Source organism: Protofrankia sp. CiP1_Cm_nod4 (genome assembly GCF_982290645.1).
Genome location: NZ_CEVIVC010000004.1, coordinates 58,012 through 68,250 on the forward strand (window position 1 = coordinate 58,012; position 10,239 = coordinate 68,250).

A 10,239-nucleotide genomic window follows, 5' to 3' on the forward strand; every position below is an offset into this window, starting at 1 on the left:
GCGGCCGAGCAGGCCGCGTGGTCCGCCGATGGCCCCGCCAGGCCCACGTTCACGTCCCGCGGCGACGTGAAAGGCGCGCCCGCGCCGCCTGTGTCAGGCAGGGCCCGGTCAGCGGTGGCCGGTCAGGCCGATTCGCTGATTCCGGCTTCCTGGCCCTGTTCCGGGCTCAGGACGCCCCATGAGACGAGCTGCTCGGTGAGCTTGCTCGGCGAGGTGTCGTAGATGACGGCCAGGGAACGCAGGTCCTCGTACCGGATGGACAGTACGCGGCCGTTGTAGTCCCCACGCTGGCTCTGGATGGTCGCCGCATAGCGGGCGAGTGGGCCGCCGTGTTCCTTCGGAACCTGGGAAAGCCGTTCCAGGTCGAGGACGATGCGCGGAGACTGCTCGAGCGGAGCCACGGTGGAACCCTCGGGGAGGAGCTCTCCCACGGGGACACCGTAGAACTCGGCCAGTTCGGACAGGCGCTGCACCGTAACAGCGCGATCTCCGCGTTCGTAGGAGCCCACGACGACAGCCTTCCAGCGCCCGTGCGACTTCTCCTCGACGCCATGAAGCGAGAGCCCCTGCTGGGTGCGTATTGCTCGCAGCCGAGCACCGAGCGCCTTCGCATAGTCGGACATCGGAGTGCCCACTCCCGTCGTGGTCGATCAGTTGGAACCGGGGCTCTTGCCGCCGGTGGTTACCGATAGTAGTCCTGGGTCGGTTGTCGCTCACCACCAGGGGGGTCGTGTCGACACTTTCTTTGTACCACTTTCTGTAGCCCGTCGATTGCACTAGGCGTTACGAGTAAAGAATTTCTGTGTCACGGACCGTTCGTGTGCAGGCAGTTCATGTTAGGTAACGTGCAGTGACAATGCGTGCTGCCTGATACCGTCATCCGGACCGCTCCTTTAAGGACCGTCCCGTGAGGCGGGGAAGGAGGGCCTGGATATGACCACGCCCGCCCCAGGTAGGCCCACTCCAGGTAGGCCCGGGCCAGGCACCCCGGGGCCAGGCGCCCCCGGCCAGGCCGGGTCCGCGCCCGGCCCGCGGGCAGGCGCTCCCGACAGCCCCGGCACGGCCCACACGGTGCTCTCCGGCGCGGACATCGGCCGGGTGCTCACCCGGATGGCCCACCAGATCCTGGAGAAGACCGCCGGTGGGAACGGCGTCGTGCTCCTCGGTATACCCACCCGCGGTGTCCCGCTGGCCCGCCGGCTCGCCGACCGGGTCCGGGCGGTCGAAGGCGTCGAGCTCGGCGTGGGCTCGCTCGATCCGACCATGCACCGTGACGACCTCCAGCTGCGCGCCGTCCGCCCGCTGGCGGTGACCGACCTGCCGGACGGTGGGATCGACGGCCGCACCGTGATCCTGGTGGACGACGTGTTGTTCTCCGGCCGGACGGTGCGGGCGGCGCTCGACGCGCTGGCGCAGTTCGGCCGGCCCCGGGTGGTGCAGCTCGCGGTGCTGGTGGACCGCGGGCACCGGGAGCTGCCGATCCGGGCCGACTACGTCGGCAAGAACATGCCGACGTCCAGGCAGGAGGCCGTCGCGGTCCGCCTCACCGAGACCGACGGCCGGGACGCCGTGATGATCCTGTCGGAAGGAGCGGGCCGATGAGTCCGGGGGGTGCGCCGGCGCGCCCGGCGTGCCGGCACGGCCGGGCCGTCGCACCGCCGCCCGCCGCGGCTGTGAACGGGCCGGCTGTGAGCCGGCCGGGGACGGCGGGGCAGGCATGATGCGCCACCTGCTGTCCACCCAGGATCTCGGCCGGGACGACGCCCTGCTGGTGCTGGACACCGCCGAGTACATGGCCACCGTCGCCGGCCGGTCGGTGAAGAAGCTGCCGACCCTGCGCGGCCGTACCGTGGTCAACCTCTTCTTCGAGGACTCGACCCGGACCCGGACGTCCTTCGAGCTCGCCGCCAAGCGGCTGTCCGCGGATGTGATCAATTTCTCGGTCCGGGGGTCGAGCGTCTCCAAGGGCGAGAGCCTCAAGGACACCGCCCAGACCCTGGAGGCGATGGGGGCCGACGCCGTGGTCTGCCGGCATCCCGCCAGCGGCGCGCCGCACCGGCTGGCCGCCTGGGTGCGCGGCAGCGTGCTCAACGCCGGGGACGGCATCCACGAGCATCCGACCCAGGCGCTGCTGGACGCGTTCACCATCCGCCGCCGGCTCGGCCGGGTCGAGGGCCTGTCCGTCACGATCGTCGGTGACGTCCTGCACTCCCGGGTGGCCCGCTCCAACGTGTGGCTGCTGTCCACGCTGGGCGCGTCCGTGACGGTGGTCGCCCCGCCCACCCTCGTCCCGGTCGGGGTGGAGCAGTGGCCGGTGGCGGTCTCCTACGATCTGGACGCGGTCCTGCCCACCAGCGACGTGGTGATGATGCTGCGGGTGCAGCGGGAGCGGATGACCGCGGCGTTCTTCCCCACCGAGCGGGAGTACAGCCGCCGGTACGGTCTGGACGCCGACCGGCTCGCGGCGATGCCGCCGTCCGCGCTGGTCATGCACCCGGGGCCGATGGTGCGCGGCATGGAGATCGCCTCGGATGTGGCCGACTCGACCCGCTCGACCGTGGTCGAACAGGTCGCCAACGGCGTAAGCGTGCGGATGGCGGTTCTGTATCTGCTTCTCGGCGGTACCAGGGAGGTGCCATGACGCGGCGCGGCGACACCGCCGGCGGGCCCGCGCACGAGGCCGGGCGCTGGCATCTGCGCGGGGTGCGGCCGCTCGGCGGCGACCCGGTGGACCTGCTGCTCGACGGCGGGATCATCGCCGAGGCCGGTCGCGACCTGTCCGCCGTGGGCGCGACGGTCCTGGACGCCGACGGCCTGGTCGCCCTGCCCGGGCTGGTGGACCTGCACACCCACCTGCGCGAACCGGGCCGGGAGGACGCCGAGACCGTCGCCTCGGGCACCCGGGCGGCGGCACTGGGCGGTTTCACCACCGTGTTCGCGATGGCCAACACCGAGCCTGTCGCGGACACCGCCGGCGTCGTCGAGCAGGTCTGGCGGCTCGGGCGGGACGCCGGGCACTGCGACGTGCGCCCGGTGGGCGCGGTGACCGAGGGGCTGCGCGGCACCCGGCTCGCCGAGCTCGGCGCGATGGCGTCCTCGGCGGCGGCCGTGCGGGTGTTCTCCGACGACGGCAACTGCGTGTCCGACGCGGTGCTCATGCGCCGGGCGCTGGAGTACGTCAAGGCGTTCGACGGGGTGATCGCCCAGCACGCCCAGGAGCCCCGGCTGACCGAGGACGCGCAGATGAACGAGGGGGCTGTCTCCGCGCGGCTCGGCCTGCCCGGCTGGCCGGCCGCCGCCGAGGAGGCGATCATCGCGCGGGACGCGCTGCTCGCCGGCCACGTGGGCTCCCGGCTGCACGTCTGCCACGTCTCCACCGCCGGCTCGGTGGAGCTGCTGCGGTGGGCGAAGTCCAAGGGCTGGCGGGTCACCGCCGAGGTCACCCCGCACCACCTGCTGCTCACCGACGACCTGGTCACCTCCTTCGACCCGGTCTACAAGGTCAACCCGCCGCTGCGGACCGCCGCGGACGTGGCGGCGCTGCGCGCCGGGCTCGCCGACGGCACGATCGACTGCATCGCCACCGACCACGCCCCGCACGCCCCGCAGGACAAGGAGACCGAGTGGATGGCCGCCCGCCCGGGCATGGTCGGCCTGGAGACCGCCCTGTCGATCGCCATCATGACCATGCTGGAGACGGGCCTGCTGGACTGGGCCGGCCTCGCCGACCGGATGTCGGTCGCCCCCGGGCGGATCGGCGGTCTGCCCGGCGGCCTCACCGGCGGTCGGGCCAATGCTCTGGCTGGTGGCCAGGCTGGCGGGCAGGCTGGCGGGCATCACCACCCGCCCGTGGCCGGCTCGCGGCCGTCCCGGGCGGCCGCCCACGACGTGCACCCGGCCGGCGCCGGGGCGCTGTCGCTGTCGGCGGGAGCCGTGGCGAACCTGGTCCTCGTCGATCCGGTGGCCCGGTGGACGGTCGACGCCGGCGCGCTGGCCAGCCGTGGCCGCAACACTCCCTACGCTGGCCGCAAGCTGCCTGGACGGGTCCAGGCCACGTTCTTGCGGGGGCGTCCAACCGTGCTCGACGGGAAGATCGCATGACCGACCATCTCACCTTCGCCGCCGCGTTCGCGGCGCTGCCCGGCGGCCTTCCCCTGGCGGAGCCCGCGCGCGGCCCGGACCGGCTGGGCCTGCACCTGCTGTTCGCCTTCGGCTGCATCCTGCTGTTCATCGCCGCGGTGGACGCCATGCGCCGCAGCTGGCGCCACCGCGCGCGCCGCCAGGAGGAGGACCTGCCCGACCTGCCGGCGGTCCCCGAGACCATCGGTGAGGTGGTGGCCGCGCCGATCAAGGGCCTGTACCTGGGCACGGTGGACGCCGGCCACTGGCTCGACCGGGTCACCGCCCGCGGGCTGGGGGGACGGGCCGACGCGTACGTCTCCGTCCACGACCGCGGCATCCGGGTGGACCGGGCCGGTAACGAGCCGTTCTGGATCCCGCGGGAGGCCGTGCGCGGCGCCCGTCTCGAGCGGGCGCACGCCGGCAAGGTCGCCGGCGTCGGGCGCATCATCGTCATCGCCTGGTCGCTGGGCTCACACGAGCTGGAGACGGGCCTGCGCGGGGACGACCGGGCCCGCCAGCCCAAGGTGGTCCGCGCTGTGCACAGCCTGATCGGCCCGGGGCCGGCGCCCACCGACGGCGAGATCACCAGGCCCCATCCGGTCGGCCGGGCGGTCTCCCGGCTGCGCCCGCGGGCGCTGGGCGCCGCGGGGCCGGGGCAACGCTCCACCCCCGCCCGGCCCACGGGCGGGAGCGGGCCGGGCGGCACGCCAGCGGACAGCGGGCCGGGCGGGCCGGTGGTGACGGGCGCGGCGACGGTACCGGGCCTGCCCCGCCCACAGGGCGTTTCGCCCACGGGGCCGCAGGGCGTTCCGCCCGCAGGGGCACAGGGCGCTGCGCCCACGGGGCCGCGCGGTGGCCCGTCCACGACGGGGCGGGGCGGTTCGCCCATAACGGTGGTCACCCACCCGCCGTCGTCCACCGCGGCGCGTGCACCGCTGCCGCCCGGGCCCGGGCCGGACGGGCCGGGCGGGCCGGGCTATCCACCGGCCGGCGGGCCTGCCCCGGCAGGTGGTCCCGGTGAGCCGGGCGGGCCCGGTGGGCCCGGCGGGCGGCGGCGCCCGCCGGATGGGACCGGGCACACCGCGCGGGCCGATGGTCAGGCCAGCGGTGTCGATCCACTGACGTCCCCGCTGGGGGAGGTCGTCCGCAAGATGAAGGACACCTGGGTGAGTGCCCCGGCGGGCCCGCGGGGCGGCGGCCCGCCGGGGCGGGCCGGGGACGCGTCGCAACGGATTGGGGACGTGGTGAGCGTAGGCGGGGACAGCTCCGGCGGTCGGGCGTCGGTGGCGGGTGGCCTGCCCGGCCATCTGTACGGGCCGGCGCGCTCCACCGCGCCGCGCGCCGGCGGCTCGGACGTCCGGCTGATGTTGGAGGACGGGCGCGACTTCGTCGGTGAGGCGTTCGGCGTGCGGGGGGAGGCCTTCGGCGAGGTCGTCTTCGCCACCGGTATGACCGGCTACCAGGAGACCCTCACCGACCCGTCCTACCACCGGCAGATCGTGGTCATGACCGCGCCGCACATCGGCAACACCGGGGTCAACGACGACGACAACGAGTCGGAGCGGATTCACGTCGCAGGCTTCGTGGTGCGCGACCCGAGCCGGATCGCCTCGAGCTGGCGGGCGCGGCGCACCCTCGACGACGAGCTGGCGGACGCCGGGGTGGTGGGCGTCAGCGGCATCGACACCCGGGCCCTCACCCGCCACCTGCGGGAGCGCGGGGCGATGCGGTGCGGCATCGGCCCGGCCACGGAGGATCCCGGCGAGCTGCTCCAACGGGTGCGGATGAGCCCGAGCATGGTCGGCGCCGACCTGGCGCCGCAGGTGAGCACCCGCGCGCCCTACGTCGTGCGGGCGGCCACCGACGCCCCCTACTTCCGGGTGGCCGCGCTCGATCTGGGCATGAAGCGGGCGACCCCGAACGCGCTGAGCGCCCTCGGCTGCGAGGTGCACGTCCTGCCGGCGCGCAGCGGCGCCGACGCGCTGCTGGAGCTGTCCCCGGACGGGGTGTTCCTGTCCAACGGCCCGGGCGACCCGGCGGCGGCGGACTACGCGGTCCAGGCGGTGCGCCGGGTGCTCGACGCCGGGGTCCCGCTCTTCGGGATCTGCTTCGGCAACCAGGTGCTGGCCAGGGCGCTTGGCTTCGAGACGTACAAGCTGACCTACGGCCACCGCGGGATCAACCAGCCGGTGGCCGAGACCGCGACCGGCCGGATCATGGTGACCAGCCACAACCACGGCTTCGCCGTCCGGGCGCCGCTCGACGGCGTCACACGCACTCCGTACGGGCGGGTCGAGGTCAGTCATGTGGCGTTGAACGACAACGTGGTCGAGGGGCTGGCCTGCCTGGACGTGCCCGCGTTCAGCGTCCAGTTCCATCCCGAGGCGGCGCCGGGCCCGCACGACGCGCACGGCCTGTTCGAGCGCTTCCGCGATCTCATGGCTGCCCGCCGGTGACGCCCGACGGTCCTGGCTGTCCGCTGACGAGGCCCAGCGGGCACGGTGTCGTGGGGCACCGCGACGGGCCGGGTATGGGACGCTGCGAGCCGGCCCGCGGGCCGGCCATCCCGGGTCCGGCGGGCCGCCAGCCGGGTGCCCGCGGGGCGGGCCGGGGGGCAGATAGACGGGGACGCGGACGGGAGGTCGTGCGCTGATGCCGCGGCGGGAGGATCTGACCAGCGTCCTGGTCATCGGGTCGGGGCCGATTGTCATCGGCCAGGCGTGCGAGTTCGACTATTCCGGGACGCAGGCGTGCCGGGTGCTGCGTTCCGAGGGCCTGCGGGTGGTGCTGGTCAACAGCAACCCGGCCACGATCATGACCGATCCGGACCTCGCGGACGCCACCTACGTCGAGCCGATCACCCCGGAGACGGTCGCCAAGATCATCGAGAAGGAGCGTCCGGACGCGCTGCTGGCGACCATGGGCGGGCAGACCGCGCTGAACACCGCCATGGACCTGCACGCCGCGGGCGTGCTCGACCGCTACGGCGTCCGCCTGATCGGCGCGAACATCGACGCGATCCGCGCGGGCGAGGACCGGCAGGCGTTCAAGGACATCGTGGCCGCCGTCGGCGGCGAGACCGCCCGCAGCGCCATCTGCACGACCCCGCAGGAGTGCCTGGCCGCCGCCGAGGAGTTCTCCTACCCGGTGGTGGTGCGCCCGAGCTTCACCCTCGGCGGCGCCGGCAGCGGCTTCGCCCACGACGCCGGCGAGCTGCGCCGGATGGCCGCGGACGGCATCGCCGCGAGCCCGTCCTCGGAGGTCCTGGTCGAGGAGTCCGTGCTCGGCTGGAAGGAGTTCGAGCTCGAGCTGATGCGCGACCGGGCCGACAACGTGGTCGTGGTCTGCTCGATCGAGAACGTCGACCCGATGGGGGTGCACACCGGCGACTCGGTGACGGTCGCCCCGGCGATGACGCTGACCGACCGCGAGTACCAGCAGATGCGCAACATGGCCATCGCGGTCATGCGCGCGGTGGGTGTCGACGCGGGCGGGTGCAACATCCAGTTCGCCGTGGACCCGGCGACCGGGCGGCTCGTCGTGATCGAGATGAACCCCCGGGTGTCCCGGTCGTCGGCGCTGGCCTCGAAGGCCACCGGGTTCCCGATCGCGAAGATCTCCGCGAAGCTCGCGCTCGGGTACACCCTGGACGAGATCCCCAACGACATCACCCGCACCACCCCGGCGGCCTTCGAGCCGGCGCTGGACTACGTCGTGGTCAAGGTGCCCCGGTTCGCCTTCGAGAAGTTCCCCGGGGCGGACCCGGCGCTGACCACGACGATGAAGTCCGTCGGCGAGGCGATGGGGGTCGGGCGCAGCTTCGCCGAGGCGCTGCAGAAGGCGCTGCGGTCGCTGGAGCAGCCGTCGGCGGTGTTCGGCTTCACCGGCGGCCCGGGGGACGCCGAGGAGCTGCTGGCGCGGGCCGGTGTCCCGCACGACGGCCGGCTGCGCACGGTGCAGCAGGCGCTGCGGGCCGGGGCGGACCGGCTGCGGGTGACCGAGGTGACCGGTATCGACCCCTGGTTCGTGGAGCAGATCGACCACCTCAACCGGATCGCCGCCACCGTCACCGGTGACCTGGCCGACCTCGCCCCGGCGGACATCCTGCGGGCCAAGCGCGCGGGGTTCTCCGACGCCCAGCTCGCCGACCTGCTCGCCACCACCGAGGACGCCGTGCGCGCGGCCCGCCACCGCGCCGGCATCCGGCCCGTCTACAAGACCATCGACACCTGCGCGGCCGAGTTCGCCTCGGCCACGCCGTACCACTACTCGTCCTACGACAGCGAGACCGAGGTCGCCCCCAGCGGCCGGCCGCGGGTGATCGTGCTGGGCAGCGGGCCCAACCGGATCGGGCAGGGCATCGAGTTCGACTACGCCTGCTGCCACGCGGTGATGGCGCTCTCGGACGCCGGCTACGAGACGATCATGATCAACTGTAACCCGGAGACGGTCTCCACCGACTACGACACCGCCGACCGGCTCTACGTCGAGCCGCTGACCGTCGAGGACGTCCTGGAGGTCGTCCACGCCGAGCGGCAGGCCGGGGAACTGGTCGGTGTGATCGTCCAGCTCGGCGGCCAGACCCCGCTGGGCATCGCCGCGCCGCTGGCCGCCGCCGGCGTCCCGATCGTCGGGACGGAGCCGCGCGCGATCCACCTGGCCGAGGACCGCGGCCTGTTCGGGCAGGTGCTCGCCCGGGCCGGGCTGCCCTCGCCGCCGCACGGGGTGGCGACCCACTTCGACGAGGCCCGCTCGGTGGCGGAACGGATCGGCTACCCGGTGCTGGTACGGCCGTCCTACGTCCTCGGCGGCCGCGGGATGGAGATCGTCTACGACGAGGCGATGCTGCGCCGCTACATCGAGCGGGCGACCGAGATCAGCCCGCGGCACCCCGTCCTGGTCGACCGGTTCCTCGACGACGCCGTCGAGATCGACGTGGACGCGCTCTACGACGGCACCGAGCTCTACCTCGGCGGCGTGATGGAGCACATCGAGGAGGCCGGGGTCCACTCCGGCGACTCCGCCTGCGCGCTGCCGCCGATCACCCTGGGACGCGGCGAGCTGGAGCGCATCCGCGAGTCCACCCGGCTGATCGCCGAGGGCGTGGGCGTGCGCGGCCTGCTCAACGTCCAGTACGCGCTGCAGTCCGACGTGCTGTACGTGCTGGAGGCCAACCCGCGGGCGTCGCGGACCGTGCCGTTCGTGTCCAAGGCGACCGCGGTGCCGCTGGCGAAGGCCGCCGCCCGGGTGATGGCCGGCACGACCGTGGCGCAGCTGCGCGCGGAGGGGCTGCTGCCCGCCCACGGCGACGCCGCGGTCCTGCCGCTGGACTCCCATATCGCGGTGAAGGAGGCGGTGCTGCCCTTCGGCCGGTTCCGGGACGCCGGCGGCCGTGGGGTGGACACCGTGCTCGGCCCGGAGATGAAGTCCACCGGCGAGGTGATGGGCATCGACGCCGGCTTCGGCGCCGCCTACGCCAAGTCCCAGGCCGCCGCGTCCCTGTCGCTGCCGGTCTACGGCCGGGTGTTCGTCTCGGTGGCCAACCGGGACAAGCGGGCGATGATATTTCCGGTCAAGCGGCTCGCCGACCTCGGTTTCGTCGTCTACGCCACCGAGGGGACCGCGCAGGTGCTGGGCCGCAACGGGGTGAAGGCGGTCGTCCTGGGCAAGCACTCCGTGCCCGACCCGGACCTGGTCGACTGCGTCGAGATGATCATATCCGGCCAGATCAACCTGGTGATCAACACGCCGTGGGGGGTCGGGCCGCGGCTGGACGGGTACGAGATCCGGGCGGCGTGCGTGGCCACCGGCGTGCCCTGCGTCACCACGATCCAGGGCGCCGCCGCCTGCGTGCAGGCCATCGAGGCCCTGATACGCGGCGACATGGGTGTGCGGCCGCTACAGAGCTTCCACGCCGGGCTGCACGACGCCTGGGAGCGGACGTACGGCCCCGGCACCGGCCAGGACGCCGGCCGGCCCACTGATGATCAGCGTACCGGCGGGCCCGCCGGTACCGCGCCCGCCCCCGCCGGCGACGCCCACCGGCAGACGGTGATCGGATGACCGCGTCCGGACGACGGTGGCCGGATGACGGTGGCCGGATGACGGTGGCCGGAC

The 10,239-nt window shown here is 73.7% G+C and carries 6 protein-coding genes and 1 pseudogene; 6 read left to right on the top strand and 1 reads right to left on the bottom strand.

Annotated features, from left to right (window positions below):
- Window positions 1-122 precede the first annotated feature (122 nt).
- On the bottom strand, window positions 123-623 hold the full coding sequence (gene bldD, locus AC5LSR_RS02075; RefSeq protein WP_013874517.1) for a transcriptional regulator BldD: 501 nt from the start codon (window positions 621-623) through the stop codon (window positions 123-125).
- A gap of 310 nt (window positions 624-933) precedes the next feature.
- Here bldD and pyrR point away from each other — a divergent pair, with 310 nt between their 5' ends.
- From pyrR to carB, 6 genes and pseudogenes are all read left to right on the top strand, one after another.
- Window positions 934-1,602 carry a bifunctional pyr operon transcriptional regulator/uracil phosphoribosyltransferase PyrR gene (pyrR, locus tag AC5LSR_RS02080; protein ID WP_445548487.1) on the top strand — a complete coding sequence of 223 codons (669 nt, stop codon included), beginning with the start codon at window positions 934-936 and terminating at the stop codon, window positions 1,600-1,602.
- Window positions 1,603-1,717: 115 nt separating this feature from the next.
- The gene (locus AC5LSR_RS02085; protein ID WP_250284815.1) at window positions 1,718-2,641 is read left to right on the top strand and encodes an aspartate carbamoyltransferase catalytic subunit; all 924 of its coding nucleotides are present in this window, start codon (window positions 1,718-1,720) and stop codon (window positions 2,639-2,641) included.
- A complete protein-coding gene (locus tag AC5LSR_RS02090; RefSeq protein ID WP_250284817.1) occupies window positions 2,638-4,101 on the top strand; it encodes a dihydroorotase in 1,464 nt (487 codons plus the stop codon). Before AC5LSR_RS02085 ends, AC5LSR_RS02090 begins: the two co-directional genes overlap by 4 nt.
- Before the next feature lie 146 nt (window positions 4,102-4,247).
- A pseudogene (locus tag AC5LSR_RS02095) lies at window positions 4,248-4,649 on the top strand (PH-like domain-containing protein); the annotation flags it as partial.
- A gap of 837 nt (window positions 4,650-5,486) precedes the next feature.
- The gene (gene carA, locus AC5LSR_RS02100) at window positions 5,487-6,578 is read left to right on the top strand and encodes a glutamine-hydrolyzing carbamoyl-phosphate synthase small subunit (protein ID WP_250284833.1); all 1,092 of its coding nucleotides are present in this window, start codon (window positions 5,487-5,489) and stop codon (window positions 6,576-6,578) included.
- A gap of 196 nt (window positions 6,579-6,774) precedes the next feature.
- Window positions 6,775-10,185, top strand: coding sequence for a carbamoyl-phosphate synthase large subunit (carB, locus tag AC5LSR_RS02105; protein ID WP_250284820.1), 3,411 nt, complete (start codon window positions 6,775-6,777; stop codon window positions 10,183-10,185).
- The last annotated feature ends 54 nt before the right edge of the window (window positions 10,186-10,239 follow it).

Bases quoted from the DNA above. Each gene is read 5' to 3' on its own strand.
- pyrR (WP_445548487.1), top strand. From the start codon at position 934: ATGACCACGCCCGCCCCAGGTAGGCCCACTCCAGGTAGGCCCGGGCCA.
- AC5LSR_RS02090 (WP_250284817.1), top strand. From the start codon at position 2,638: ATGACGCGGCGCGGCGACACCGCCGGCGGGCCCGCGCACGAGGCCGGG.
- AC5LSR_RS02085 (WP_250284815.1), top strand. From the start codon at position 1,718: ATGATGCGCCACCTGCTGTCCACCCAGGATCTCGGCCGGGACGACGCC.
- bldD (WP_013874517.1), bottom strand. From the start codon at position 623: ATGTCCGACTATGCGAAGGCGCTCGGTGCTCGGCTGCGAGCAATACGC.
- carA (WP_250284833.1), top strand. From the start codon at position 5,487: ATGTTGGAGGACGGGCGCGACTTCGTCGGTGAGGCGTTCGGCGTGCGG.
- carB (WP_250284820.1), top strand. From the start codon at position 6,775: ATGCCGCGGCGGGAGGATCTGACCAGCGTCCTGGTCATCGGGTCGGGG.